Origin of the sequence: Nocardiopsis listeri NBRC 13360 (assembly GCF_001570765.1) — a bacterium.
GTDB classification, from domain to species: Bacteria; Actinomycetota; Actinomycetes; order Streptosporangiales; family Streptosporangiaceae; genus Nocardiopsis; species Nocardiopsis listeri.
Genome location: NZ_BCSH01000009.1, coordinates 55,006 through 80,089, shown reverse-complemented (window position 1 = coordinate 80,089; position 25,084 = coordinate 55,006). Strand labels below are relative to the sequence as shown.

The following is a 25,084-nucleotide window of genomic DNA, read 5'->3' as shown; positions in this document are numbered from 1 at the left end:
GATGGTGCACACGGTGTCCGGTCCATCCCCACGTGCGTGGGGCTCACAAGAAGCCGTCACGTTGCGTGACGGCGGGACCCGGTCCATCCCCACGTGCGTGGGGCTCACGACACGGTCTGTACGACCTTTGAGCCGTCGGTCGGTCCATCCCCACGTGCGTGGGGCTCACTCGTAGACGACCGGGTCGGTCAGCCGTCGAGCGGTCCATCCCCACGTGCGTGGGGCTCACTCACCGCGTGGAAGCCCGCACGGCCGCAGCGTCGGTCCATCCCCACGTGCGTGGGGCTCACATGTGGGCGTGCAGGTGGGGGTCGGCCTCTCCCGGTCCATCCCCACGTGCGTGGGGCTCACACCGTGCTCACCCTGGTTCGGAACCGGGGACGCGGTCCATCCCCACGTGCGTGGGGCTCACGTCGCCGCGGTGATGGGCGTGATCGGGCGGGCCGGTCCATCCCCACGTGCGTGGGGCTCACCGGAAAACCCCGACATGCGCCACGCGCACGCACGGTCCATCCCCACGTGCGTGGGGCTCACATCGTCGTGATGTCGCGGCCCGAGGGCGGAGTCGGTCCATCCCCACGTGCGTGGGGCTCACAAGAAGGGGTCGGCCGGCGCCAAGGCGTTGACCGGTCCATCCCCACGTGCGTGGGGCTCACCCCCGACGAGGAAACCCGTCCTCGTCGTTGAGCGGTCCATCCCCACGTGCGTGGGGCTCACCCCATCATTCCGGCGGCCTCTGCGTATTGGGACGGTCCATCCCCACGTGCGTGGGGCTCACCCCGGGGGTGAGGTTGGCTGTTGGCAGTTGGGCGGTCCATCCCCACGTGCGTGGGGCTCACCTGGAGTGCGGCCAATCCTATCCCGTCGATCACGGTCCATCCCCACGTGCGTGGGGCTCACGCAAGCTCTGACAGCATGACCGTCAACCCAAACGGTCCATCCCCACGTGCGTGGGGCTCACCACCCGGGCCCACGTGGCCTCGTTGGTGACCCCGGTCCATCCCCACGTGCGTGGGGCTCACAGTTAATGACCTGCAAAAACGCAAGCCGTTATCTCCGCGTTATACTCTGGCCGGTTTACCGCCTGGCCGGAGTCGGCCAAAGCTCACAAACCACCGTCAGAACACTGTTCCTAGCCTTAACGTCGTCTTCATTCATGCTCCCACAGCCCCCTGGAGCTCACCAGGATGACCGAGGTTCCCCCTACCCACCCTTCCTACATCGATCTGCGGATTTGGGCCAAAGAGCGTGGTCTACGCGGAATGCGCTACCCCTACGCCTGCCACGCGCTCGACGCCACGGCCGCGACTCTGGTGCTCTGGGACCGCGCCCTCTCCCCCGGCCTCAAGGCGCGGATCAGCCACGGTCTCGGCACTGACCATGCCCACGCCCGTTCCTTGGCCGGGTTCTGGGCTGGATGTCATGACACGGGCAAGCTCATCCGCGAGTTCCAAGAGCAGATCCCCATGGACCTGTCCAGCTATCCGCACACCCCTCGCCAGGCGGACCGAACCGGCCACGCCTTCGTCACCTACGAGTGGCTCACCACCGCCCTGCCCCGTCTGGACTACTCCGACGACGGCTACCTCCTCTCCCTGATCGCCCAGCTCCTCGGAGGCCACCACGGCACCTACCCGTCGCCTCTGGACGACTTCCAACCACCCGCCTTCGACAAGGGGGCCTGGGAGGAGCAGCGTGAACGCACCATGTTCCTCGTCCACGAGGCCGCAGGCTCTCCTCCACCACCCGAACAACTGGAACCACCGGTCGCCGCGCTGCTCTGTGGCCTGGTGATCCTCTCCGACTGGCTCGTCAGTCAAGAACACTTCCTACTCGCCCAGCTGGCCACACCACCCGTTGACGGCAGCGTTCCCACGCTCTTGGGCCATTTTCGGCGTTCTCTGGAACCGATCGGTGAACTGGTGCGCGCCGCAGGTCTGCATCGCCTCACCACGAGCCCGGTTTCCTTCACCGATTCCTTCCCTGGTTTCACACCCAACGGCCTCCAGGCCTCACTCGCCCGGCACCTGCCCGACCTGTGCGAGGAGGGCGGGTTGGTCCTCATCACCGCCCAGCCTGGCGTGGGCAAGACCGAGGCCGCCTTCCACGCCGCCGATCTCCTCGGAGCCGCCACCGGACACGACGGTCGCTTCGTCGCCCTGCCCACGATGGCCACCGCCGACCACATGTACACCCGGTTGCGGAAGTACGCCGAGCACCGCGCGGACGTGGCCGCGCCCCTGACCCTGCTGCACTCGATGGCCTGGCTCAACCCCGACTACGTGCCCTCCGACCAGCCGGTCTCCCCCGTACTGTCGAAGGACCTGGAGCCCACCGACTGGTTGATGGGCTCCAAACGCGGCCTGCTCGCCTCATGGTCGGTGGGCACGATCGACCAGGCCCTGATGGCGGCCCTTCCCACCCGGCACAACTCACTGCGCATGTTCGGCCTGGCGGGCAAGGTCGTGGTGATCGACGAGGTCCACGCGGTGGACCCGTATATGCAGACTCTTCTCGAACGGCTGCTGCACTGGCTGGGCGTGTTCGGCGTCCCCGTCGTTCTGTTGTCGGCCACCCTGCATCACTCGATGGCCAACGCACTGGTGAAGGCGTACCTGACCGGCTCGCGTGGTAGGTGGCGCAAGAGTTATCCCGCGCCGGTACCGGAGATCCACTACCCCGGTTGGTTGCACGTCCACCCCCGAACGGGGACGGTCACCACCAACCCGGAGCCGTTCCCCACCACGGAGCAACCGCCCTTGGAGATCGACCTGATCCCGGTGCCCGTGGTCAAAGGAGCGCCCGAGCGTGCGGCTGCGCTGCGTAACCTGTTGGCACCGCTGATCGCCGAGGGTGGATGCGCGGCCGTCATCTGCACCACCGTGGCCGAGTCTCAGCGAACCCGGGACCTGTTGGCCGCGTGGTTCGACGAACTCGACTCTCCGCCCGAACTCCATCTGCTGCATTCCCGTTTCCCGCAGGAGCAGCGTACCGAGATCACCCAACGACTCACCGAAGCACTGGGCAAGGACGGTCCCGCCAACGGAACCCGCCCCCGACGGTGCGTGGTGGTGGCCACCCAGGTCATCGAGCAGTCCCTGGACTTGGACCTGGACCTGCTGGTCTCCGACCTGGCTCCGGTGGGTTTGTTGCTGCAACGGGCCGGCCGTTGTTGGCGCCATGAGCATCTCGGAAGGGTCGCCCGCCCCACCTGGTCGAGCGGTCCCCGCATGGCCGTCCTGGTCCCCGAGGAACGTGAGAGTCGTGGTCACGTCCCCATGTCCTGGCAGTACGTCTATCCGTTGTCTCTGCTGCTGCGCACGCACACCCTGTTGGAACGGCGCGCCGGCGAGAAGGTACGTGTCCCCGAGGACGTGCAGCGACTGGTGGACGACCTCTACGACGACGAGACCCTCATCGAGGACGTCGAGGCCGACGTCCGCCGGCTCGGCGAGGAGTTGGCCCTGCGCACCCACGGACGCAACGTGGTCGTGCCAACCTCTCGAGAGTTGGGGTCGGATCTGTACCCGCTCACCTCCTCCGACCTGGAACTGGGCGATCACTACCTGGCCACGCGGTTCGGCGCGGACTCGGTTCGGGTGCTGTGCTGCTTCCGCGACGTCCAGGGCGAGTTGTGGCTGGACCCCGAACTACGTCGGCCGCTCCCCGAACCCGACGGGGAGGGCCGCATGTCGCGAAAGAACCTCGCCGCCGTCATCGCCCGCACCATCCCGATGCGCGCCGATCACAGCACACAGCCGCCGTTGGAGGAGGCCAACCGGGTGCCGGAGTCGTGGTCCCAGGTATTCCATCTGCGTGACCTGGTGCTCCTCATCCATCGGGTCACCCCCGAAGGCGAGGTCGAGCCTGCCCGCCTGGGCGAGCGTCACCTGTTCCTCAGCCCTCTCAACGGACTCGAAGAACGCCGCTGAAGTATCAGCCGCATTCAAGAGTCCCCATCTCCATGAACACACGTGATACCCACGTCAGCCTCTCGGAGCAGCCATGACTTCTTCCTTTTCACTGTCCACACGGCCCTGGCTGCCGGTTCGCTCCGGTAACGGCTCTCCCGCCCCACCCATGGGACTGTACGACCTGTTCACCCGGGCCCATGAACTCTCCGACATCGAGCTGCCCTTCCCGCCCTCCTCCGCCCAACTGTGGCGGGTCCTGACCCTGTTGACCGCACGGATCACCGGTCTGGACAGCGCCGAGAGCCTGAATGACTGGTACCGGCAGCGCGCCCAGGTTCTCGACCAAAGCCACTTCTCCGAAGCATCCGTGGGCACCTACTTCTCCGCCTGGGAGCATCGCTTCGACCTGTTGCACCCCGAACGTCCCTGGTCACAGGATCCCCGACTCCTCGAACAGTGCTCCAAGCCCTCCGGAGTGAACAAACTCGCCTGGGGCCGGACAGCGGGACAGAACCAGGTGTGGTTGGGCGGCCATCACCACGATCTCGACCCGGTCCCGCTCCCCCCGGACGAGGCCGCCTGGCATCTACTCGCGACCCTGGGATACGGCCCCTCCGGTCGCTGCACCGCACGCAAGGTCGGGGAGCGCTCCGAGGCCAACAGCACCGCCGGCCCTCTTCGAGGCACGGTCTCCTTCCATCCCGTCGGCCGCAACCTGTTCGAGAGCCTGCTCCTCAACATCCCCTACCCCGGGGAGGAGGACGAACCAGGCGACGTCGAACCCGCGCCATGGGAACGCGACGAGCTCCCCGATCCGCTGGCTGCCCCACAAGAGTCCACGGGTCTGGCCGGGACCCTGCTGAACCAGGCCTCCCACGCCGTACTCCTGGTGCCGTCCAGCGATGGCACTCAGGTCGTGGATGCCTACGTCACCTGGGCCAGGCGTGAACGTCCCGTGCCACCGACCGACCCCTACCTCATCCACCAGACCAGCAAGGAGGGGCGCCGTTACGCCCGTCCCGCCGACGCATCGCGAGCCATCTGGCGGGATCTCGACTCGCTGCTGTCGGAGAACGGCCAGGAGCGGTTTCGCCCCGAACTCTTCACCTACCTGACCGGTCGCACCAGCCTGCCCACCGATCTGCGCAAGACGCTACGGCTGCGCGCCTTCGCGTTCGACCAGGACGGGCAGACCCGCGACCGGCAGTGGTTCACCGCGAGCACCCCACCGGTTCTGCGCTGGCTGGAGGACTCCACCGACACCTCCGAGGAGAGCGCCTCGGCCCGGGATCGGATTCGCCTCGCCCGACAGTCCGCCGAAGCCCTCGGGCGCCGTCTACAGCATTCGCTGACCGACGCGTGGAAGGAGAGCAACAGCCCCACGGGCGGTGCCTCGCGTACCGACACCGGAACCGGCCCTTGGCTTCGGCGCGGCCTGGCCCGGTACTGGTCCACTGCTGAGAAGGAGTTCTGGCGTTTGGCCATGGACCCGGAGTCGCGAGGCCCGGGCGTCGTGTTCTCCCAGCTGGCCCTGGCCGCCTACGACGAGGTCACCGCCCCCTACTGTTCCCGCCCTCGCGCCGCGAAGGTCGTCGAGCGTCACCGAAGCGCCTTGTTCTCACGGACAGAAGCATCCCGAACCATTCAAGGAGACAACGCGGCATGAGCAGCGACATCCCTCTTCGGGAACGCATCCTCTGGAACGCCGACCGCATGGTGGAACGACTGAACACCCAGGTCGTCGACGAGCCCGCCGTCCGGGCGACGCTTCGGCGCGCCATGGGCAAAGAGGTCACGGACCCGGTGGTGCTCCCGGTCCACGGTTTCGTCACCCCCTACCTTCCCGACCTCTCGGAGAAGTCCGAACCGCACGAGCGGTACCGCTTCCCGGAGGCCGCCGTCGAGCGAGCCTTCTATACGGTGGCCGCCCTGATCGCCGGCCAGACACGTCAGGCACGTGACCAGGGAACCGGAGACGAAATCAACTCCACCGAGGGAGGGGCCCCGGCGGCGGACGCGTCCGGCGAGAAGAGCGAGCGGTCGCGCCGTAAGCGACGCCTCAACCTCGGCGCCACTCTCGGCAAGGCGGTCACCAAGGATCTACTCAACGCCGACACCACAGAGGGCCGCCTCCACATGCTGTGCCGACAGTCATTGGAGGGCGCTCACAAACAGCTCCCCCTGTTGGCTCTCCACCTGCGCGGTCGAGAGATGCCCATCGATTGGGGTCTTCTGACCTTGGATCTGGCCCGTTGGGGTGGCGACCGGGACGCCGTGGCCAAGGAATGGGTTCAGGGCTACCACCGCGTCATCCAGGCCCAGGACCGAGCCCGACAGAGCAAGTCCCAGAACACCGACGACGACAAGGACGGCGCATGAGCACCCCCGATTCCGCACACACCCCCAAGTTCCTGGACGTCCACGTCCTGCACACGCTCCCCTACTCCAACGTGAACCGGGACGATCTGGGCTCCCCGAAGACGGTCGTCTACGGTGGCCGTGAGCGCACCCGGATCTCCAGCCAGAGCTGGAAGCGTGTGGTCCGCCACCAGGTCGAGGAACGTCTGGGTGACCCGGCGATCCGCACCAGGCGCATCATCGGACAGATCGCCGCCGAACTCGTCGAACTCGGTTGGGAGGCGCCGCTGGCCGAGCAGGGTGGTCGACAGATCGTCCTGTCCGCGGCCAAGGGCGGCATCAAGCTGGAGAAGGAGAAGGACGGCGAGGCGCCCGCCACCTCCGTGCTGTTCTACCTGCCCACTTCCGCCATCGCAACGCTCGCCGGGATCGCCGGCGAACACCGGGAAGCGGTGGCCAAGGAGTCGGCGAAGAAATCGCCCAAGGCCGTGCTGCCCGTCGACGACATCGTGGCTGTGCTGCGTGAGCGCAACGCCACCATCAACCTGTTCGGTCGGATGCTCGCCGAACTGCCCTCCACCGAGGTCGACGGCGCCGTGCAGTTCGCGCACGCCTTCACCACGCACTCGACCAGCGTGGAGGTGGACTTCTTCACCGCGGTGGACGACGTACCCAAGGACGACGACCACGGCAGTGGCCACATGAACGTGGGCCAGTTCAGCACCGGCACGTTCTACCGGTACGCCAACGTCGACGTGGCCGGTCTCCTGCGCAACCTGGACGGGGACACCGACGCCGCCCGTGAGTTGGTCACCCACTTCCTGTCCGCTTTCCTGTCCACCGTCCCCTCGGGCAAGCAGAACGCGACCGCTGCGATGACCGTGCCGGACCTGGCCCACGTGGTGGTGCGTTCGGACCGGCCGGTGTCCTACGCACCGGCGTTCGAGCGTGCGGTGTGGGGCGGGGAAGGGTTCAGCGGCCCGTCGGTGGATCGTCTGGCCGAGTACGCCGGAAAGGTCGGTGAACTGTGGTGGCCCGAGACGGTCCTGAGCTCGGCGCACACCGGCGTCGAGGACAAGAGCGTCGAGCACCTGGGGGAGCGCGTCGGTGGGTTCCCCGTTCTGGTGCAGGGTGCCGTCTCGACCGCCTTTCCCGAGGTCGACTCGTGAGCGGGTCGGTGCTGCGCTTGGCCGGGCCGATGCAGAGTTGGGGCGAGCACAGCGAGTTCGGGGATCGCGATACCCTGCCCTACCCCTCACGATCCGGCCTGATCGGCATGTTCGCCGCCGCCCAAGGGGTAACGCGGGATGAGTCCTTGGAGCGTTACGAGAACTTGCGGTTGACGCTGCGGATCGACTCCCCCGGGTTGCACATGTCCGACTTCCACACCATCGGCGGGGGTCTACCCCGGGCTCGGACCGTACCGACCGCCGAGGGTAAGCGTCGGCCGGAGAACGCCACCACGATCGTGACCCGGCGGTCCTACCTGGCCGACGCGGTGTTCACCGTGGCCGTCACCGGCCCGGGGGCCGATGACATCGGTCGATCGTTGCTCTCCCCGCGCTGGCAGTCCTACCTGGGCAGGCGCTCGTTCGTTCCCGACCCCTTGTTGGTGTTACGGACCGAGGTGCCCGACCCGGTCCAGGAACTGCGCACGGGCGTCCCGTTGCCGTGGAGGCGCCTGCCGGCAGGAGCGCAATCGGCCGATGTCGACCTGGTCACCGAGGATCGAGCGGACGTCGCGAGCCGCACCGTCCTCAACGACGTCCCCCTCTCCTTCACTTCACGTGCGCGCCGGTACGCGAGCCGAGAGGTGAGGGTGGATTCGGTGGAAATCCCGGCGCGCCTGGTCGCCCCGAGCAGAAGGGACTACCAGGACCTCCTCTTCTCCTACGTGAAGGAGCACCGTTGAGCTGGCTCACCAAGATCACCCCGGACCTGTCCTCCAAGCGGGTCCGAACCGCCTTCGCCAACGCCGGGGCGGTGCACCGATTGCTCATCGATATCTCCGCCCGCGAACTGGGACCGACCCCGGTGGAAGCACCCCGGCAACGGGTCGGTCTGTTGTTCCGAGTGGAGGAGACCCCTGGGGGGCCGGTGCTCCTGGTGCAGAGCCACCACCGGCTCGACCTCGACAAGGTGGCGGCGCGGCTGGGGCACGACTTCGGGCGAACCGCCGAGCGGGACCTGACTCCCTTCTTCGACAAGCTGACCAAGGGGCAGGAGTTGCGTTACCGGTTGGCGGCCGCGCCCAGCAAACGGCTCGGAAAGTCGGAGAAGAACGCCGAACGCCTGGGCAAACCGGTCGAGACCAAGGCGAAGGCCTACACGCGGCCACTGTTCGGCGCGGACGCCGAACAGTGGTGGCGTGAACGCGCCGACCGGCATGGGTTGGATCTGCGCGATGTGGCGGTGAGCGGGACCGCTCCGGCCCTGGATCCGGGGCGCGGCGGGCGTCGGAACGTACGGCACCACGTGAGCCGGTTCGACGGGCATGCGACCGTCACGGACTCCGACGCTCTACGCCAAGCCTTGCTGGAAGGGGTGGGCCGGGGCAAGTCGTTCGGCTGCGGCCTGCTCAGCCTCGCACCGGTGGGCGGGTGATCAGGTGAGCGGCATGGACGAGAAGAAGGCGAACAAGTCGCTGGCGAGGCCCACCCTGGCGATGCTGCCAAAGGTGTCGGACAACCTGTCGTTCCTGTACGCCGACATCTGCCGGATCGTGCAGACCGACACCGGGGTGTGCGCCGAATACGCGGCGGGAGCCGGGAGCGTGCATCAGGTGCCGTTGCCGACGGCCTCGCTGGCGTGTCTGTTGTTGGGGCCGGGAACGTCCATCACCTCGCCCGCCCTGGCCACTTTCATGCGGCACGGGACGACTGTGGTGTCCTCGGGTTCGGGCGGGATTTTGCACTATGGGGCGGTGGTTCCCGAGTCCCGCACCACACTGTGGTTGGACCGACAGGTGCGTGCCTACGCCGACGACGCCTCTAGGTCGGCGGTGGCGCGCCGAATGTACGAAATGCGTTTCGGCGAGGAGGTGGACGAAGGGGTCGGAATCGAGCGGCTGCGTGCCTTGGAAGGGCAGCGGATGAGGGCGCTCTACAAGCGTTTGGCCGCCCAGCACAAGGTGAAGCCGTTCAAGCGCAACTACAACCCCGAGGAGTGGGAGGAGCAGAACCCGGTCAACAAGGCGTTGTCGGCCGGGAACGCGGCACTCTACGGGGTGGTGCACTCAGTGGTGGCGCATCTGGGGTGTTCGACCGCTCTGGGTTTCGTGCACACGGGCAAACAGCACTCTTTTGTGTACGACATCGCCGACTTGTACAAGGCGAAGACCACGATCCCGTTGGCGTTCTCCCTGCACGACGCGGAGAACCCGGAAGGTCGGGCACGGTTCATGTTGCGCAGCGAACTGAAGCTGTACCGGTTGGTCCCGAAGATGGTGCGGGACATTCAGTCGCTGTTGGGTCCGGATGTGGAGGAGGAAGAGGAGGAGAGCCGGCCGGAGCGTTGGCGCGTGGTCGACCTGTGGGACCCCTCCGGGGCCAAGGTGGCCGGCGGCGTGAACTACGCGGGGGACATCGGCTGATGGGGACAATGGTGGTCATTTCAACGACGGCCGTTCCCGATCGGGTGCGGGGTTCTCTGTCCCGATGGATGGTGGAACCGGGGCCGGGATTGTACGTGGGGACCATGAGCGCGCGGGTGCGGGAGAAGCTGTGGTCTGCGGTGCGGGAGACCGTGGGTGAGGGGATGGCGGTGTGTCTGCACGTCGCCGACAACGAGCAGGGGTTCGTGATCCTCACCGCGGGGGAACGCCGCCGACAGGTAGTGGACTTCGACGGGCTACAGCTCGTGCAGTTCCTCGCGCCGGTGGAAGTGGAAGAGGAGACGGATATTCCCGGTCTCCCTGTAGCTCCAGAGCCACCTCCTGAGGAAGAATCCGCGGGATAGCAGCTGAAGACCATCCGGTCCGATTGAATAAGGGAGAAGGCGCGAGACTCGAAAGGGTTTCGCGCCTTCTCGGGTGTGGGGACTCACCCCGTTCTTCTGGGTGAAAGAGACGTCGGGCCCGGTCCATCCCCACGTGTGTGGGGCTCACGCGGCGACCTTGTCCAGGTCCAGCCCACCGGCCGGTCCATCCCCACGTGCGTGGGGCTCACCAGCCGTAGGCGTCGGAGATGTCGTTGGCCAACGGTCCATCCCCACGTGCGTGGGGCTCACATGTGGGTGGGTGTTGGTGGGGCGGCGCGTTCCTTCGGTCCATCCCCACGTGCGTGGGGCTCACCGGTCGGGCGGTCCCCTCGGTCGGGCGGTCCCCGGTCCATCCCCACGTGTGTGGGGCTCACTGGGGGCGGCCCTGGAGGGGACCGCCCACCACCGGTCCATCCCCACGTGCGTGGGGCTCACGTGTCGGCCAGGGCGGCCAGGGCCCCCACCGCCGGTCCATCCCCACGTGCGTGGGGCTCACCAGGAGGTCTTCGTCCACACCAGCACCCCAGGCGGTCCATCCCCACGTGCGTGGGGCTCACGCCAGAACGTCCAGTCCCAGGTGCTGGCCGGGCGGTCCATCCCCACGTGCGTGGGGCTCACCAGGCCGCCGCCGTCCTAGCCGCCACACCCGGCGGTCCATCCCCACGTGCGTGGGGCTCACTCCGGGGCGTGTTCGTGCGTCATGTGGTGTTCCGGTCCATCCCCACGTGCGTGGGGCTCACGACGAGGACGCCATATAGGGAGAGGAATACGACGGTCCATCCCCACGTGCGTGGGGCTCACTTGACGAAGACGGGGCCGAAGTGATCATTCACCGGTCCATCCCCACGTGCGTGGGGCTCACTGTGGGGTTCCCACTGGGAACTTTGGTGGGAACGGTCCATCCCCACGTGCGTGGGGCTCACCAAGGCGAGGTGTGCGCGGAGCCGTGCGATGTCGGTCCATCCCCACGTGCGTGGGGCTCACTGGCCGTCCCGGTTTCGGTGACGACCAGCCGCCGGTCCATCCCCACGTGCGTGGGGCTCACTCTAGGACCTTCGGGGTGGCCATGATGTTCGCCGGTCCATCCCCACGTGCGTGGGGCTCACGGGTTCATCCAGGCCGCCAGACGCTCCAGGACCGGTCCATCCCCACGTGCGTGGGGCTCACCACCTCGAGCCACCCCTCGCCGGGGGTGAGCCCGGTCCATCCCCACGTGCGTGGGGCTCACGGGACGCCAGCCTGTCCGACCAGCTCACGGGCCGGTCCATCCCCACGTGCGTGGGGCTCACGGCCTGACGGGGTGTGGTGGGGCGGCCCCGGGCGGTCCATCCCCACGTGCGTGGGGCTCACGCAAACTGCGATCCCTCGGCGGCATGTTCGCCCGGTCCATCCCCACGTGCGTGGGGCTCACGGGCCACCATGCCCGCGTCCTCTACCGGGGAACGGTCCATCCCCACGTGCGTGGGGCTCACCCGGACAGTCCGGCGCATTGGCTCAGGCGCCGCGGTCCATCCCCACGTGCGTGGGGCTCACGCCCCGGCGGGAATGGTCATTGCCGCGTCCGACGGTCCATCCCCACGTGCGTGGGGCTCACATCTGGGCCGGCCTGCTGGCGCGGGGCGACACCGGTCCATCCCCACGTGCGTGGGGCTCACGCATGGTGTGCACCGGGTGTGGGGCCACCTGGAGGTCCATCCCCACGTGCGTGGGGCTCACGGTGACACTCACCTAACCCAGGGGCCGAGCCGCGGTCCATCCCCACGTGCGTGGGGCTCACGCCCACTCCCGTGTGGCCCGCACCGGCGCCGCCGGTCCATCCCCACGTGCGTGGGGCTCACAACCGAATGACTCCGGCCAACCGATCACGGTTCGGTCCATCCCCACGTGCGTGGGGCTCACAGTTAACGACCTGCAACAACGCGGAGTGTTATCTCCGCGTTATGCCCCGGTCGATGTGAAAACCTGGCCGGAACCACACCTTCGTCTTCGCCATGCTCCCATATTCGGCCCGAGGCAGCGGCTCATAGAGTCGCTGAGCGAGCAGGCAAGAACAGCATCCACGCTCGCCTGGCACCATGGGGGGGTCAGACCCGGGGTGGGACGGCGTGAGGAAAGCCCAACTCCTGGAGGGCCGTGCGCAATTTCTCGGCGGCCGCTTCCAAAACGCTCCGGTCTTCTTGCTCCTCCACCGTGGTGAAGTCGAAGTCGGACAGGTCCCAGACCGGCGCCACGTGGATGTGCATGTGCGGAACCTCGAAACCCGCGATCACCACCCCGGCGCGAGGCGCGTCCCAAGCCGCTCTCACACCCTGCCCGATCGCCTGGGACACCTCCATGCACCTGGTCAGCAGCGCGGGTTCGATCTCGGTCCAGCGATCGACCTCGGCTCGGGGGACGACCAGGGTGTGCCCCGGGCGTAGCGGGGCGATGGACAGGAAGGCCACGACCTCGGGGTCCTTCCAGACGAAGTGTCCGGGGAGCTCGCCGGCGATGATCTTAGAGAACAGGGTCGGCATGGGAATGGCCCTTCTTGTGCGCGAATGTCGTCTTCGAGGTTCTACCAGGGCTGCCGGTCGGTCATTCGAGGCCGAGCCCGTGTTCGTCGGCCAACGGTCGCAGCCATGCCTGGAACTCTCTATCCGGGTGTACTTCCCACATACGCGGAACGGTGACCTCGAACTCGGATTCGACCCAGGCACGGAACCGAGCGTGGGCCTCCTTGGAGTCCTGCCCATCACTCTCGTCCTCATCATCGAACGCATCGGGTTCGGCCCCGAAGGCGTAATCGACGAATTCGGGATAGCCGATCGCGACCAGCCTCAGGAAGTCGACAGGGTCGTCCGCGAGGCGGACCGCTTCGTCTCCTTCGGAGGACAATCCCACGAAGCGAGGAGCACCGGAGTCGTCGAACCAGAGCAGGGCCTGGCCACCGGACCCATCGGTCTCCGCGATCGGGACGAGGCGCTCGGCCCCGGGTGCGTCGGGATCCAGCCACCCGCGAATCGACAGGTCCGCCGAGAACACCGGACCTAGCTGGAATTCCCCCGGGTACGGGGTCAGGAACGGTTCCCCATTGGCGCCCTGGCCCGACCACCCCTGTGACTCCATGAACGACCACGCGCGACCGAGTTGCTCGGGGAGGACGGCACCGGACGGGAGGGTCGCGGCCAGGCGCCCCTCGACGGCCGAAACCTGTGGAGCTTCGCCCGTCAAGTCGAAGACCGCGTCCTCCACGGCGGCGCGGGAAAGGACCAGGAAGGTCACCATGAACCGCAGTTCCTTGTCGCCCTGGCCCCTGAGCAGGGCGATGTAGCGGCCCTCCCGCTGCCAGGCCAGGGCGGTCGTGTGGTCGAGCGTGGTGAGGACGACGTCCAGGACCGTGCAGGCGTGGGGGTCGTCCGAGATCTGGACGACAGCGGGTTCGCCCCAGGCCTCACGTGCCGCGCGCTCCATCGTGTTCGCCACCGGCTCGGCCTGTTCCAGCACTGCGGCGTGCAGCTCACCGGTGGAGTCATCGAAGAAGTCCGGGCTGCGAAGCAACTCGATCTCGTGCAGGTCGACGTCGTCGCTGGACGTGATGCTGATGTCGCCGATGCGGTGTTCGAAGGGGGTATCGGCGTCTGTGTGCCAAGGTTCCACGAGCATCAGCTCGACAGCCTCGATCGCCTGTTCGGGTGAGGCGTCGGCGAACACCTCGAACAGGTACTCCTCCACATCCTCGACCACGGCATCCTCGTTCCGTTCTCCCCTCTGGGGAAAGCCCTTCGTCGGCACCGTTCGTCCTTCCGGTTCTGCGTGGCCACGACCGTGGGAACCCTTGACGGAACCCGTGATCACGGCCCGGGGCCATCGACGATATCCGTGCCGGTGTCACCAGAGCCCGTCTCCCCCACGCGCGGGGTCCTCGACACCTCGCACACGCGCAGGGCCAGGCGCCGGTGCCGTCTCCCCCACGCGCGGGGTCCTCGACGTCATGGCGACAAGGTCAACACCAGCTTGCCCACGTGACGACGTTCGCCCAGGGCGGCCTGGGCCCGATGCACCTCTGCGAGGGGGTATGTGCTGGCCACCACCGGGCTGACCGCCCCTTGACGGGCCAGGGCCACCAACCGATGAAAATGTGCCGGAGTGTGCATGCTGGAACCGATGAGGCGCAGTCTTCGCGTATAGATCCTTCGTACGTCCACCCGGGCCTCGTTACCGCCCAACGCTCCACCGATCACCCATCGCCCACCGAGGCGCAGTCGGTCCATCCCCTCCGTGATGCCGTGGCCGCCGACGACGTCGAGCACCGCGTCGACACCTTCGGGTACCTGTTCCCACACACCCGTCGTGCCGCGGTCCAATACCGTCCCGGCGCCGGCCTCACGAACCGATGCCAGCTTCGAGGAACTGCTGATGGCGATGACGTGGGCTCCCCGGGCCACGGCCAGCTGGACCAGGGCCAGGCCCAGGCCGCCGGAGGCGCCGGTGACCACGACCGTTTCACCTGCTTGCACTCCCCCTCGCTCCAACATCCCCAGAGCGGTTCCGTAGGAGGTCGGCAGACAGGCCAGTTCGACATCGCCGAGTGGGGAATCCTGGACGAGGTGGACCCGATCCGCGGCCACCACCGTGTACTCGGCGTAGCCGCCGTCGCGTTCGCTACCGAGCAGACCCACCGGTTCGGCGTGCTCACCGGGACCGTCATAGAGGGCCGGGTCCACCAGAACCCGTGCGCCGAGCAAGCCGGAGTCGACGCCCTCACCGGTCAGCGCGACGGTGCCTGCGATGTCGGCCCCTTGAATCCTCGGGAAGTCGATCGCTCCGAGCCATCCGGCGCGGGCCATCGGTTCACCCGGCAGGCCGTAGGAGCCCTCCCGGGTCCACACATCGGTGTTGTTCAACGCGGCCGCGCCCACACGCACCAGGACCTCACCCGTTCCCGGCGTCGGGACCCGCACACGGGCCAACTCCAGGGCTTCGGGTCCGCCGTGTCTCAGCAGTCGAGCCGCGAGCATGGTCTCGGGGACGGTCGTGAATTCGCCTTTCGTCGCGAGCGCGCAGATCCGTGACCTCCACATTCCCTATTCCAGGTCCCCGACTCCAGGGAATCCGGGATTACGGTGACGCGGGACGTGTGATACGACGGATACACGTCGAAACACGGTTCGAGGAGGTGGTGGTGATGGGTCTGTACGCCTAGCCACTCGCCCGGAGGTTCCGGGATCACGAGTGGCGGGTTCCGAAAGGAACGAGATGTCCCGTACGGACAAGACCAAACCACTGTGGGTACGCCGCCGCGAACACTCTCCGTCAGCGATGCACGACCACCGATGGGGTGACTGCGACCTGCCGCCCGGCCCGACCCGCGAGGAACCGACGACCCACTGCCGTTGGGAACACCCCGATTCCATGCTCTTTCGTCGCGGATGCTGCGCCGGGTGCCACAAGCGTGGATGCACCGCCGAGTGGCAGGCCTTCAACAAGGAAGGCAACCGCAAGCGCCGCCACCGGGACCGGCTCCTGACCCTCCGTTCGGTGCGCGAGGCCAACACCCGTTAGACGTTCCGGGACGCCCTCACGGTACTTCGCCGTGGGGGCGTCTCGTTTTCACTCGGACGTCATGGTCTGTCGGTTCACCGACCCGTAGCATGTGCCCCGCGATCACCCCCGCTCGGAAGGACGCACATGCCCCTCAGAACCGCCACTGTCGCCGCCGTGGCCCTTCTCGCCATCCCGCTTGCGCCCGCTGGACCCGCGGCCGCCGATGACACCTACTCCAGTTACGCCGAACTCGCCGCCAACGAGACCGAAGGCACCGACTACCGGCGTTCCACCAGGGATGGTGAGACCGACGTCGCCCACATCGCCATCCACGGTGGCGGTATCGAACGCCCCACCACCGAACTCGCCGACCACGCGGCCCAGTCCGGTGACCACGCCTTCGCCACGTTCGAAGGGATCAAGTCGACCGGCAACAGCGTCCTGCACATCACCTCCACCAACTTCGACGAGCCCATGACCGTCGACATCGTCGCCGACTCCGACTACACCGTGTCCTGGCACGGAGCCGCCGGCGACGAGGCGCTCACCTACGTGGGCGGCCTGGACACCGACCTGCGTGACGCCGTGCGCGAGGAACTGCGCGATGCCGGATTCGAGGTCCCCAACACCATCCCCGATCATCTCAAAGGCGAGAGCCCCGAAAACATCGCCAACCGCAACGCGAGTGGCGAGGGCGTCCAACTCGAACTCACCCGCGGCCAGCGCGACGAACTCATGATCGATCGCACGCCCACCGACGCCTTCGACGACTACATCGCCGCCGTCGAAAGGGCCGTCGCCCAGCGCTGACCCGGTTCATCGTTGTCCGAAGTGTTGTGGCCACTCGCCCGTCAACGCCTTACCGAGAACGGAAGGTCGGAGTTCGTGCAGGCTCCTGATGTCACTGACGTGAAAGCACAGGTCAGGGGCGGATGGAGTCCGGGCGGGCGGTGGCCCTGCACCGGCGGCGTGCGAACACCCGCCCATCTCACACCGTCGAGGGCTGCGACTCGCACGTGGGTGAGACCTCGGAGGAGCCCACGCCCAGCCGGTGGGCGCGTGCGGCTCGGGTGCCGTTGCCGATGACCACTACTTCGGCCACCTCGTACACCTGCACCACCGAGGCCGGCCCGAGGGCCCCGAACAACGCCAAGGACCACGTAGGCGACCGGTTCACCCGTCAGTACCGAGCGAGGCCCTTACACAGAAGACCATTTCGTGGTCGAGGTACCGACCTTTGACAAGTTGACTTCCTCCCCACGGCTGAAGCAGGCGGTCTGCGCCGCTAAAAATCGATCAGGCGATGGGGTCGTCGTGTGGTCGGATGCCGTATCGGAGAATGTGTGACCGAATCAGTGCGCCGGAACGACACCGGATGCGGCGAGTGTGGTGGTCGCCGGGAGGATCCATTCGTGTCAGAGGCGGTCGAGACGGGCTCGGCCATGCCATGCACGTCTTCGCCTCAGAACTCCTCGTACGTGGCGGGGTCCTGACCCGCCAATCGGCCGTCAGGGCGCCCCAAGGCCGTGATCGCCGCGACCTCGGTGTCGGTGAGGGTGACATCGAGCGTGCCGAGGTTCTCGACTTGACGTTCGTCGGAGGCGGCTTTCGGCAACGGGATGGCGCCACGCGCGATCTGCCAGGCGAGCACCACCTGCCCGGGTGTGGCGCCATGATCCCGAGCGATCGCGCCTATGTCGTCACGATCGAGCAGATCGTTGCCGCGCCCGAGCGGACTCCACGCCTGGGTGAGGATGCCGTGCTCGGAGTCGTAGGCGAGCTGTTCGGTCTGGGGAAAGTACGGGTGCAGCTCGATCTGGTTGACGTCGGGTAGTACGCCGGTGCGCTTCTGGAGGGTTTCGAGGTGTTCGGGCAAGAAGTTGCAGACACCGATCGCGCGAACGAGGCCACGCTCTCGCGCTTCGATCAGTGCCTCCCACGCCTGCACGTACAGTCCCTGCTTCGGATTCGGCCAGTGGATGAGGTAGAGGTCGAGGTGGTCGAGCCCGGTCCGGTAGACGCTCTCCTCGATCGTGCGTATGGCCTTGTCATACTTCTGGTGCCGGCCCGGAAGCTTCGAGGTGACGATCAGGCCGTCGCGGTCGACGCCCGACGCGCGAACCGCACGGCCCACCGCGCCCTCGTTCTCGTAGTTGAAGGCCGAGTCGAGCAGGGTGTACCCCTTGGCGATCGCACGGGAGATCCCGTCGACGCCTTCCGCTCCATTGAGCTTGTACGTACCGAACCCGAGCCCCGGCAGCACGAGGCCCGAGTGCGAGGTGTGCGTGGTGGTCATGCTTCCCCCTGTTTCTGGTCGTGTCCTGTGTATCGGGCGTTACCCATCACGGCACGGTTCAGGCGTCACCCCGGCGTGGCGGGACCCGGCCATCGCCATCGACCCCCGAATCAGTCGCCCGCCAGGCACTACCCGCACTTCATGAACACTCCCCCGACGTACGTGGGGCTCACGAGCGGGGTCATCGCCGGCCTCCTTTGCGGATCGGTCCATCCCCACGTACGTGGGGCTCACACCGGCGAGAACGCGTGTTCATCGTCGCCCGGCGGTCCATCCCCACGTGCGTGGGGCTCACCGATGGGATCCCACTGGCTCCCTCGGTTCTTCCGGTCCATCCCCACGTGCGTGGGGCTCACGGGGCGTCCCCCGTACCGGACATGACCAGGGACGGTCCATCCCCACGTGCGTGGGGCTCACAGCCGTCCACCATGCGTAACTACAGGTCCATCCGGTCCATCCCCACGTGCGTGGGGCTCACTCCAACCCGCCGTCACCGCCACCGCCGCGGTTCGGTCCATCCCCACGTGCGTGGGGCTCACTCCAGTGGGAGCACGGTCGCCGCTCACCCCGTCGGCCCATCCCCACGTGCGTGGGGCTCACTCTGTCCACCGCCGGAGCCACTGCCGTGTCTGCGGTCCATCCCCACGTGCGTGGGGCTCACCCTGGCACACACCAACCGCTTCGACCCCGGCGCGGTCCATCCCCACGTGCGTGGGGCTCACCCCTCGGTCGGCAAATCGGTGGTGGCCGCGGACGGTCCATCCCCACGTGCGTGGGGCTCACGGTTCGATCGGCGGTTCGGGGTTGGTGGTCTTCGGTCCATCCCCACGTGCGTGGGGCTCACCGGCACCACCGCCGAGACCGCCGTCGTCAAGTAGGTCCATCCCCACGTGCGTGGGGCTCACCCTAATACCGTGCGTGATGCACAGTTCATAGGCGGTCCATCCCCACGTGCGTGGGGCTCACATGACCACCTGTTCCCCGACGAGGTGCTTGTACGGTCCATCCCCACGTGCGTGGGGCTCACTGGATGGAGCCGCGTTCGATCCTGACGCTGATCGGTCCATCCCCACGTGCGTGGGGCTCACGTCCACCGGGCCACCATGCGGTCGATGGCGTCCGGTCCATCCCCACGTGCGTGGGGCTCACGCCGGCCCGCATCAGCGCGTCGCGCAGGATCGCGGTCCATCCCCACGTGCGTGGGGCTCACACATGGCGGAGCGGACGCAAAAGCTAATGTCCCGGTCCATCCCCACGTGCGTGGGGCTCACTGCCACTCTGTGAACAGGTTCTGGTCGAAGGCCGGTCCATCCCCACGTGCGTGGGGCTCACCCCGGGTTGGTCTCCAACACGGGCGCCAACACCGGTCCATCCCCACGTGCGTGGGGCTCACCCACCGCATCATCGGAATCGGATCAAACTCCGCGGTCCATCCCCACGTGCGTGGGGCTCACGTGGGTGGGTGTGTGGTGGGGCGGCCCCGCGTCGGTCCATCCCCACGTGCGTGGGGCTCACGGGGTGAAGGTCCACTGCCCGTCGCTCATGGACGGTCCATCCCCACGTGCGTGGGGCTCACGGAAGGCGCGGTTCGTGTGGTCACTGGTGTCCCGGTCCATCCCCACGTGCGTGGGGCTCACGCGGTGATCAGGGAGTGAGCGCGCTGGCGGCTCGGTCCATCCCCACGTGCGTGGGGCTCACCGGTGTTGTGGATGGTGGTCATGTCGTATTCCCGGTCCATCCCCACGTGCGTGGGGCTCACCGGCCCACCGAAAGGAACACCACGATGACCACCGGTCCATCCCCACGTGCGTGGGGCTCACAACATCAGCTCATGCGTGCAAGCGTGGGGGACCGGTCCATCCCCACGTGCGTGGGGCTCACGGTTGGAGATGGACCCCGAAGAAGTCGAACGGCGGTCCATCCCCACGTGCGTGGGGCTCACGGCGCCGGCATCCCTGAAGCGCCGGTGTCGCCCGGTCCATCCCCACGTGCGTGGGGCTCACGTCGCGAAACGCTGTGAGAACGCCCCTCCGGACGGTCCATCCCCACGTGCGTGGGGCTCACCACGCCGTCGACCCTTCGTGACAACTCACCCGCGGTCCATCCCCACGTGCGTGGGGCTCACAAGCGCTCGACCCCACCGACGCGGGTCGGGCGCGGTCCATCCCCACGTGCGTGGGGCTCACGTCCGCGCTCCCGCCACGGTTCGGGCGATGACCGGTCCATCCCCACGTGCGTGGGGCTCACGTGGGCGCACAGGGCGTGTAGGGCGCGGGCCGCGGTCCATCCCCACGTGCGTGGGGCTCACCAGCACCGCCCCCAGGTCCAGGTCGTCGATGGCGGTCCATCCCCACGTGCGTGGGGCTCACACTTTGGTCCCGGCGGCTCTGATCATCGCCGGCGGTCCATCCCCACGTGCGTGGGGCTCACTGACCTCGGCCCCCACCCTTCCTGGGTGGGGGCGGTCCATCCCCACGTGCGTGGGGCTCACATCGGGGTCGCGTGCCGTGACGGATCTGCGGACGGTCCATCCCCACGTGCGTGGGGCTCACCCTGAGCAGGTGGCCGCAGCCTCCCAAGCGTCCGGTCCATCCCCACGTGCGTGGGGCTCACCGGGATCGGTGGGCAGGATCGCGATGCCCACCGGTCCATCCCCACGTGCGTGGGGCTCACAGTTAACGACCTGCGACAACGCGGGCCGTTACCCCCGCGTTACCTTCCAGTCGACCCGGGTTCAGGCCGATCAATGCCGCCGCTCCCCCATGCTTGCACACCACACTTCAGGGAGACCACTGATTCCGTGTCCAGGTCGTGGGGTGGTGGGCGGGGCTCCACCCACCACCCCACGACCGCTACGCCTCGGCCTCGACCTTGGGGCGGTCGCGGAAGGCCACACCGGTGTAGACGGCCGTCCCCAACGCCACCGTCGCCAGCAACACGAACCCGAAGGTGTAGGCTCCCGAAGCCTGGAACACCACACCCATGACCAGCGGTGGAAAGTACCCGCCCAGACCACCGGCGGCTCCCACGAGCCCGGTGACGGTACCCACCCGGGCCGGTTCCACCAGCTGCGCGACCAGGGCGAACACGCCCCCGGTGCCCAGCCCCAGGAAGGCCGCCATCAGTAAGAACACCGTCCCGGCGGCCAATTCCGCCGGTGGCTGGAAGACCAGCGCGCCCGCCATGAGCGTGGTCCCGACGAAGGACACCATGCACACCCGCACGGGGCCGACCTGGTCGGAGAGGATGCCACCCGCAGGCCTGGCCACGACGGCCACCAGGGCGAATCCGGCGGCGCGCATACCCGCCTCGGTCTGAGCGAACCCGTAGGCGTTGTGCAGCAGGGTCGGCAGGTAGGTCGAAAAGGCCACGAACCCGCCGAAGGCCACCGCGTACAGCAGGATGTTCTGCCAGGTCGCCTTCAGCCCGAGGGCGCCGCGCAGGCGCGGCGTCAACGGGTCGGTGGAGGGCTCCCACCCGGGCGGGTTGCGGCACACCACCAGTACGAGCACGCCCATGAGCGCGAGCGCCACGGCCATGAACACGTGCGTGCCCAGTAGTCCGATCGTTCCGGCCAGGTAGGGGGTGAGGAACGCCGACAGCGCCGTTCCGCCCATACCCGCGCCGAACACACCTGTGGCGAATCCTCTCTTCTCGGCGGAGTGCCAGCGGCTGACGAACGGCACACCGACGGCGAAGGAGGTTCCCGCGATCCCGAGGCAGAATCCCAGCACCAGCAGCATCGGGTAGGAGTCCCCGACGAAGCCGAGCAGCAGTACCGGCACCACCGAGACGAAGGCGACCGCCGCCATCATCACCCGGCCGCCGTAGCGGTCGGTCAAGGCCCCGACGGGGATCCGCCCCACGGCCCCGATCAGCACGGGGAAGGCGATGAGCACGGAGGTCTGGGTGGGGCTCAGGTCCAGGCGCGCGGCGTAGTCGGGTGCCAGGGGCGCGATGAGGTTCCACGCCCAGAACATGAGCGCGAACGCCGCCGTGGCCAGGACGAGGTTGGTTCTGGCTCCGCTGTTCATGGCGTCCGGCTCCCGTCCTCCACGTTCTCCCAACCGCGGCGCCCACGGCGCTCACCCATCCGTGTGTCCCGTGACCGGTACAGCACGTAGGGCCGCCACAGGTAGCCGAGCGGCGCGCTGAACACGTGCACCAGTCGGGTGAACGGCCACAGCGCGAACAGCGCGAGGGCGCAGAGCGTGTGCGCTTGGAAGGTGAGCGGCGCGGCGGTCATCAGGTACGGGTGCGGGTCCAGTAGGAACAGCCCGCGGAACCAGATCGACACCCCTTCCCGGTAGTCGTAGTGGCCGATGACGTTGCCGACGATGGTGTTGGCCATGCCGGTGACGATCACCAGGCCGAGCCCCACGTACATGAGCTTGTCCATCCGGCTGGTGGCCCGGAAGACCGGTCCGACCAGGCGTCGACGCAGGATGAGCAGGGTGAGTCCCACGACCACCGCGATCCCGGCGACCAGGCCGAGACCGACGGCCATGACGTGGTAGAGCTCGTCGGTGACACCCACGGCCGCGGTCCACGTCTTGGGGATGAGCAGGCCGACGACGTGGCCGCCTATGACGGCGAGCATGCCGAAGTGGAACAGGGGGCTGCCCCAGCGCAGCAGTCGGCTCTCGTAGAGCTGGGTGGACAGGGTGGTCCAGCCGAACTTGTCGTAGCGGTAGCGCCAGTAGTGGCCGACGAGGAAGACCGCCACGCAGGCGTAGGGGACGATGACCCACAACACCGTTTCGGGTGCGGTGTTCATGAGTGCACGCTCCTGGTTCGCGGAGGTGGGAAGGGGGCGAGACCGACTTCTTCGGCGGGTGGCCCTTCGGCCACGAGCCGGGCGACCTTGTCATCGATCCGGTCGGTCTTGGGCGGCAGGGTGGCGTTGATCGCCGTGACCGCGCCCGTGTAGAGGGAGTCAGCGTCGCGCAGGGCCAGGTGCAGCAGTTCCAGCCCGGCCCGGTACCGGTTCAGTAAGCGCGTGCCGCCGGCGGGGTCGACCGTGGCGGCGAACTCCAGGACCACGCACAGGTGGTCGGGGAGTTCGTCCTCGTCGAGGAGGAAGCCGGCCCTGCGGTAGGCGTTGGAGAACGACAGCAGGGCTGCGCCGCGGTTTCGGGTGTCCCCGTGGGCGTAGTAGGTCAGGTGCAGGCACGACCGCCGGTGCAGGTCGAAGGTGCCGACGTAGGTTTCGGCGAGTTCGGGCGGCGGGGTCGAGGCGAGTCGGTCGATCACCCCGAGCAGGTCCGCGCGCGGTGGGTCGGGCAGTTCCTCGGTGGCCTGTCGCAGCATCGGCAGGTCTGCCAGGAGCCGCTCGTCGGGGTGTGCCAACACCAGGGCGGCGATCCTGTGGGTCAGGGCGCGTTGCCGGCCGGTGAGGCGGTGACGTTCGAGCGCCTTGAACAGGCTCATGTGCGCTCTCCCGACCGGCGCACCGAGGGCATGGGCAGTGAGACCCTGCCTCCGGTGAGCGGTCCGCCCTTGTCCGGTCCACCGGCGCCGGGGCCGCCCATTCCGGGCCCGCCCTCGGTGTCCAGGCTGCATCCGGTGGCGAAGGCCTCCAGGGAGTGCGCCTGTTCGGTGTGCGCGGGCGGGATGACGTAGCGGTCCTCGTACTTGGCGAGTGCGAGCAGCCGGTACATGTCGTACACGCTCTCGCCGTCCATTCCCACGGCTTGGGGAATGCGTTCGTCGGTCTCCCGTCCGAGGTTGATGTCGCGCATGTAGGAACGCATCGCGGCGAGGCGGCGCAGTGAGTCGGTGACGGGTGCGGTGTCTCCGGCGGTGAAGAGTTCGGCCAGATATTCGATGGGGATGCGCAGGCTCTCGATGGCCGCGAAGAGGTTGTCGCGGTCCTCGGCGTCCTGGCCCGTTTCGGACACGGCGTCCACGACCGGGGACAGCGGTGGAATGTACCAGACCATGGGCATGGTGCGGTATTCCGGGTGCAGGGGCAGGGCCACCTTGTATTCGTTGATGAGCGAGTGGACGGGTGAGCGTTGGGCCGCTTCGATCCAGTCGCGGGGGATGCCCTCCTGTTCGGCGGCCCGGACGACCTCGGGGTCGTTGGGGTCCAGGATCAGGTCGCGCTGGGCCTGGAGGAGTTCATGGTCGTCCTCCACCGAGGCGGCGGGCAGGACGGCGTCCATGTCGTAGAAGACCAGGCCCAGGTAGCGCAGTCGTCACACGCACGTCTCGGCGCACACCGTGGGCATGCCGACCTCGATGCGGGGGTAGCAGAACGTGCATTTCTCGGCCTTGCCGGTGCGGTGGTTGAAGTAGATCTTCTTGTAGGGGCAGGCGGTCACGCACTTGCGCCAGCCTCGGCAGGTGTCCTGGTCCACGAGCACGATGCCGTCCTCGCTGCGCTTGTAGATCGCCCCGGCGGGGCAGGCGGCGGCGCAGGAGGGGTTGAGGCAGTGTTCGCAGATGCGCGGTAGGTAGAACATGAAGGACTGCTCGAATTCGAGCTTGACCTTGTCGGAGACCTTGCGCAGGACGGGGTCGTTCTGGGCGAGTTCGGGGCCGCCGGCGAGGTTGTCGTCCCAGTTGGCGCTCCACCGGATCGCCATGTCGCGGCCGCTGATGAGGGACTTGGGCCGGGCGACCGGTGTGTGCTCCTGGAGCGGGGCGTTGGTGAGCGTCTGGTAGTCGTAGGTCCAGGGCTCGTAGTAGTCGTCGATGCCGGGCATCGTGGGGTTGGCGAAGATCGTGGTGAGGTTCTTGAGCCGTCCACCCGAGCGCAGGGACAGGCGTCCGTTGGGTTTGCGGACCCAGCCGCCCTTCCACTTGTCCTGGTCCTCGTAGGTGCGAGGGTAGCCCTGTCCGGGCCGGGTCTCGACGTTGTTGAACCACACGTACTCCATGCCGGCACGGTTGGTCCAGGTCTGTTTACAGGTGACCGAACAGGTGTGGCACCCGATGCACTTGTCGAGGTTCATCACCATGGCCATCTGGGCCATCAACTTCATTCGTGCTCCTCCCCCGTTCCGAT

The 25,084-nt window shown here is 67.7% G+C and carries 18 protein-coding genes, 1 pseudogene and 3 CRISPR repeat arrays (1 of these 22 cut by a window edge); of the genes and pseudogenes, 10 read left to right on the top strand and 9 right to left on the bottom strand.

Annotation, left to right across the window (positions count from 1 at the left end; genetic code table 11):
* Positions 1–1,022: a CRISPR direct-repeat array (repeat unit 29 nt; unit sequence CGGTCCATCCCCACGTGCGTGGGGCTCAC) (it extends 43 nt beyond the left edge of the window).
* 165 nt (positions 1,023–1,187) lie between these two features.
* The 8 genes from NLI01S_RS04255 to cas2e all read left to right on the top strand — a co-directional run bounded on the left by NLI01S_RS04255 (position 1,188) and on the right by cas2e (position 10,229).
* On the top strand, positions 1,188–3,932 hold the full coding sequence (locus NLI01S_RS04255; RefSeq protein WP_084392296.1) for a CRISPR-associated helicase/endonuclease Cas3: 2,745 nt from the start codon (positions 1,188–1,190) through the stop codon (positions 3,930–3,932).
* Positions 3,933–4,005: 73 nt separating this feature from the next.
* Positions 4,006–5,580 carry a type I-E CRISPR-associated protein Cse1/CasA gene (gene casA / locus NLI01S_RS04250; protein ID WP_067599466.1) on the top strand — a complete coding sequence of 525 codons (1,575 nt, stop codon included), beginning with the start codon at positions 4,006–4,008 and terminating at the stop codon, positions 5,578–5,580.
* Complete coding sequence (gene casB / locus NLI01S_RS04245; RefSeq protein WP_067599464.1) at positions 5,577–6,293, top strand: type I-E CRISPR-associated protein Cse2/CasB; 717 nt, start codon at positions 5,577–5,579, stop codon at positions 6,291–6,293. Before casA ends, casB begins: the two co-directional genes overlap by 4 nt.
* The gene (cas7e, locus tag NLI01S_RS04240; RefSeq protein ID WP_067599461.1) at positions 6,290–7,441 is read left to right on the top strand and encodes a type I-E CRISPR-associated protein Cas7/Cse4/CasC; all 1,152 of its coding nucleotides are present in this window, start codon (positions 6,290–6,292) and stop codon (positions 7,439–7,441) included. The genes casB and cas7e overlap by 4 nt, the downstream gene beginning before the upstream one ends.
* Positions 7,438–8,184 carry a type I-E CRISPR-associated protein Cas5/CasD gene (gene cas5e, locus NLI01S_RS04235; RefSeq protein WP_067599458.1) on the top strand — a complete coding sequence of 249 codons (747 nt, stop codon included), beginning with the start codon at positions 7,438–7,440 and terminating at the stop codon, positions 8,182–8,184. The genes cas7e and cas5e overlap by 4 nt, the downstream gene beginning before the upstream one ends.
* Positions 8,181–8,876 (top strand): type I-E CRISPR-associated protein Cas6/Cse3/CasE, encoded by a 696-nt coding sequence (cas6e, locus tag NLI01S_RS04230; protein WP_067599454.1) that lies wholly within the window; start codon positions 8,181–8,183, stop codon positions 8,874–8,876. Before cas5e ends, cas6e begins: the two co-directional genes overlap by 4 nt.
* A 13-nt stretch (positions 8,877–8,889) precedes the next feature.
* Positions 8,890–9,864: a type I-E CRISPR-associated endonuclease Cas1e gene (gene cas1e, locus NLI01S_RS04225; RefSeq protein ID WP_067599448.1), complete on the top strand. Its 975-nt coding sequence runs from the start codon at positions 8,890–8,892 to the stop codon at positions 9,862–9,864.
* The gene (gene cas2e, locus NLI01S_RS04220) at positions 9,864–10,229 is read left to right on the top strand and encodes a type I-E CRISPR-associated endoribonuclease Cas2e (protein WP_067599445.1); all 366 of its coding nucleotides are present in this window, start codon (positions 9,864–9,866) and stop codon (positions 10,227–10,229) included. The genes cas1e and cas2e overlap by 1 nt, the downstream gene beginning before the upstream one ends.
* A gap of 119 nt (positions 10,230–10,348) precedes the next feature.
* Positions 10,349–12,149: direct repeats of the CRISPR family, unit length 29 nt; unit sequence CGGTCCATCCCCACGTGCGTGGGGCTCAC.
* Between the two features lie 185 nt (positions 12,150–12,334).
* Here cas2e and NLI01S_RS04215 read toward each other — a convergent pair.
* The 3 genes from NLI01S_RS04215 to NLI01S_RS04205 form a co-directional block, all read right to left on the bottom strand.
* Complete coding sequence (locus NLI01S_RS04215; protein ID WP_067599438.1) at positions 12,335–12,766, bottom strand: HIT family protein; 432 nt, start codon at positions 12,764–12,766, stop codon at positions 12,335–12,337.
* A gap of 61 nt (positions 12,767–12,827) precedes the next feature.
* Positions 12,828–13,976 (bottom strand): hypothetical protein, encoded by a 1,149-nt coding sequence (locus tag NLI01S_RS04210; RefSeq protein ID WP_157090953.1) that lies wholly within the window; start codon positions 13,974–13,976, stop codon positions 12,828–12,830.
* Between the two features lie 245 nt (positions 13,977–14,221).
* Positions 14,222–15,250 (bottom strand): zinc-binding dehydrogenase, encoded by a 1,029-nt coding sequence (locus NLI01S_RS04205; RefSeq protein WP_084392307.1) that lies wholly within the window; start codon positions 15,248–15,250, stop codon positions 14,222–14,224.
* Between the two features lie 238 nt (positions 15,251–15,488).
* Here NLI01S_RS04205 and NLI01S_RS04200 point away from each other — a divergent pair, with 238 nt between their 5' ends.
* A complete protein-coding gene (locus NLI01S_RS04200; RefSeq protein ID WP_067599429.1) occupies positions 15,489–15,794 on the top strand; it encodes a hypothetical protein in 306 nt (101 codons plus the stop codon).
* A 126-nt stretch (positions 15,795–15,920) separates the two neighbouring features.
* Positions 15,921–16,586: a poly-gamma-glutamate hydrolase family protein gene (locus tag NLI01S_RS04195; protein WP_067599427.1), complete on the top strand. Its 666-nt coding sequence runs from the start codon at positions 15,921–15,923 to the stop codon at positions 16,584–16,586.
* A 178-nt stretch (positions 16,587–16,764) separates the two neighbouring features.
* Here the strand turns inward: NLI01S_RS04195 and NLI01S_RS25600 are convergent, their stop codons facing one another.
* From NLI01S_RS25600 to narH, 6 genes and pseudogenes are all read right to left on the bottom strand, one after another.
* Entirely contained in the window at positions 16,765–16,929 is a 165-nt protein-coding gene (locus NLI01S_RS25600; protein WP_223809107.1) for a hypothetical protein, read from the bottom strand.
* Between the two features lie 309 nt (positions 16,930–17,238).
* Positions 17,239–18,072 carry an aldo/keto reductase gene (locus tag NLI01S_RS04190; protein WP_067599418.1) on the bottom strand — a complete coding sequence of 278 codons (834 nt, stop codon included), beginning with the start codon at positions 18,070–18,072 and terminating at the stop codon, positions 17,239–17,241.
* A 205-nt stretch (positions 18,073–18,277) separates the two neighbouring features.
* A CRISPR array of direct repeats spans positions 18,278–20,745; the repeat unit is 29 nt; unit sequence CGGTCCATCCCCACGTGCGTGGGGCTCAC.
* A 179-nt stretch (positions 20,746–20,924) separates the two neighbouring features.
* Entirely contained in the window at positions 20,925–22,106 is a 1,182-nt protein-coding gene (locus NLI01S_RS04185; protein ID WP_067599415.1) for an MFS transporter, read from the bottom strand.
* Positions 22,103–22,849 carry a respiratory nitrate reductase subunit gamma gene (gene narI, locus NLI01S_RS04180; protein WP_067599412.1) on the bottom strand — a complete coding sequence of 249 codons (747 nt, stop codon included), beginning with the start codon at positions 22,847–22,849 and terminating at the stop codon, positions 22,103–22,105. The genes NLI01S_RS04185 and narI overlap by 4 nt, the downstream gene beginning before the upstream one ends.
* Positions 22,846–23,502, bottom strand: a complete 657-nt coding sequence (gene narJ, locus NLI01S_RS04175; protein ID WP_067599409.1) for a nitrate reductase molybdenum cofactor assembly chaperone — start codon at positions 23,500–23,502, stop codon at positions 22,846–22,848. The genes narI and narJ overlap by 4 nt, the downstream gene beginning before the upstream one ends.
* Positions 23,499–25,061 (bottom strand): annotated as a pseudogene (gene narH / locus NLI01S_RS04170) (nitrate reductase subunit beta). The gene narJ and the pseudogene narH overlap by 4 nt, the downstream one beginning before the upstream one ends.
* Positions 25,062–25,084 lie beyond the last annotated feature (23 nt).

Bases quoted from the DNA above. Each gene is read 5' to 3' on its own strand.
- NLI01S_RS04255 (WP_084392296.1), top strand. From the start codon at position 1,188: ATGACCGAGGTTCCCCCTACCCACCCTTCCTACATCGATCTGCGGATT.
- casA (WP_067599466.1), top strand. From the start codon at position 4,006: ATGACTTCTTCCTTTTCACTGTCCACACGGCCCTGGCTGCCGGTTCGC.
- casB (WP_067599464.1), top strand. From the start codon at position 5,577: ATGAGCAGCGACATCCCTCTTCGGGAACGCATCCTCTGGAACGCCGAC.
- cas7e (WP_067599461.1), top strand. From the start codon at position 6,290: ATGAGCACCCCCGATTCCGCACACACCCCCAAGTTCCTGGACGTCCAC.
- cas1e (WP_067599448.1), top strand. From the start codon at position 8,890: ATGGACGAGAAGAAGGCGAACAAGTCGCTGGCGAGGCCCACCCTGGCG.
- cas2e (WP_067599445.1), top strand. From the start codon at position 9,864: ATGGGGACAATGGTGGTCATTTCAACGACGGCCGTTCCCGATCGGGTG.
- NLI01S_RS04215 (WP_067599438.1), bottom strand. From the start codon at position 12,766: ATGCCGACCCTGTTCTCTAAGATCATCGCCGGCGAGCTCCCCGGACAC.
- NLI01S_RS04205 (WP_084392307.1), bottom strand. From the start codon at position 15,250: ATGCTCGCGGCTCGACTGCTGAGACACGGCGGACCCGAAGCCCTGGAG.
- NLI01S_RS04200 (WP_067599429.1), top strand. From the start codon at position 15,489: ATGTCCCGTACGGACAAGACCAAACCACTGTGGGTACGCCGCCGCGAA.
- NLI01S_RS04195 (WP_067599427.1), top strand. From the start codon at position 15,921: ATGCCCCTCAGAACCGCCACTGTCGCCGCCGTGGCCCTTCTCGCCATC.
- NLI01S_RS04190 (WP_067599418.1), bottom strand. From the start codon at position 18,072: ATGACCACCACGCACACCTCGCACTCGGGCCTCGTGCTGCCGGGGCTC.
- NLI01S_RS04185 (WP_067599415.1), bottom strand. From the start codon at position 22,106: ATGAACAGCGGAGCCAGAACCAACCTCGTCCTGGCCACGGCGGCGTTC.
- narI (WP_067599412.1), bottom strand. From the start codon at position 22,849: ATGAACACCGCACCCGAAACGGTGTTGTGGGTCATCGTCCCCTACGCC.
- narJ (WP_067599409.1), bottom strand. From the start codon at position 23,502: ATGAGCCTGTTCAAGGCGCTCGAACGTCACCGCCTCACCGGCCGGCAA.